Raw genomic sequence first — 1372 nt, forward strand, 5'->3', positions numbered from 1 at the left:
GATTTTTTGTTCGATTTCTTCATAGATTGTGTGATTTGACGCACACGTTTTTCTGAAGGTTTTTGACCCATTGACATCATCATTGAACGAATCATGTCATCAGAAATTGGTGGATTTTCTTCAAAATAGTTCACCATATATTTACGGGCGATAAAGAATCCCCCAACAGCACCTAAAATAGCTGCGATAATTACGATTAAAATCCAAGCTCCTGTACTTAGCATAGTCTCTACACTCCTCTCATCTGTTTACAAGATAAAATTTTACTAAAGTATCTCCCCTTTTGCAAAGCTTTTCATCAATTATACACCCTTAAATGTCAACTGATGCAATACAGCCTGGAAATTATCAGGAATTGGCGCATCAAAAGCCATGTGTTCACCAGTTACCGGGTGGTCTAATTCTAAGCGGTGGGCATGTAATAATTGGCCATTATCACTGAAGAACCGCTCCTTATATTGTCTTGCGTACAAAGGATCATCCACGATTGGATGGTTGATAAAGTTAGCATGAACACGGATTTGATGGGTTCTACCTGTTTCCAGTTGGAAGTTGACCAAGGTATAGCCAACGTACCGGTGTTTGACCGTAAAATGCGTAACTGCATGACGACCAGCTTCGTTAGTTTCAAATTTCAACCGATCTTTTTCATGACGGCGGATTGGTGCATCAATGGTCCCGCCCGCTTCAAAAATTTCGCCATAAACTAAACCTGAATAAATTCGTGTCATTTGGTGGTTGGCCACTTGTTCAGTTAGATTTTCAAGGGCTGCTTGTGATTTAGCGACCACTAATAATCCGGTGGTGTCCTTGTCTAATCGATGGACGATACCTGGTCTAAAAGACTCGCGACCAACCGCTAGTTGCGACCCATTTTCCTGTACATGGTATAACAAACCATTCACTAGGGTATTGGTTGGATGGTTCACGGAAGGATGCACGACCAAATTGACTGGTTTATTGACCACTAAAATGTCATCATCTTCAAATACGATATCTAAAGACATCTTTTCGGCTACTGGTTTAAATTCTTCCGCTTCAGCAGGCGCCGGTTTCTCAACTCCGATTAAATCTCCATTAACCAAGGATTGTGACGCTTTAGCCACCTTGCCGTTTACTGTGACCAATTTGTCTTTGATCCATTTTTTGATTGTAGTCCGGCTTTCGTCTGTAAATTGATTAGTGACGAATTGGTCTAAACGCAAGCCGTCCTCACCCGTATAAGTATAATTAAATACTGTCTTTTCTTCTGTCAAAATGACACTCCTCACTTGTTAGCGGTTCTTTTTTCCAATTGGTCTTCAGGTGTAATAATCATGTAGACAATCATCATAATGACACCAATGGTTAAACAAACATCCGCTACATTAAA

The 1372-nt window shown here is 40.4% G+C and carries 2 protein-coding genes; both read right to left on the reverse strand.

Annotated elements, in window-relative coordinates; translation table 11 throughout:
* A partial coding sequence (locus tag ACRCJ0_RS14185) for a YneF family protein (RefSeq protein WP_431390871.1) occupies positions 1-224 on the reverse strand: 224 nt, incomplete at its 3' end.
* Between the two features lie 78 nt (positions 225-302).
* The gene (locus ACRCJ0_RS14190) at positions 303-1256 is read right to left on the reverse strand and encodes an RluA family pseudouridine synthase (protein WP_271736535.1); all 954 of its coding nucleotides are present in this window, start codon (positions 1254-1256) and stop codon (positions 303-305) included.
* Positions 1257-1372 lie beyond the last annotated feature (116 nt).

The organism is Aerococcus sp. L_32, assembly GCF_050689315.1.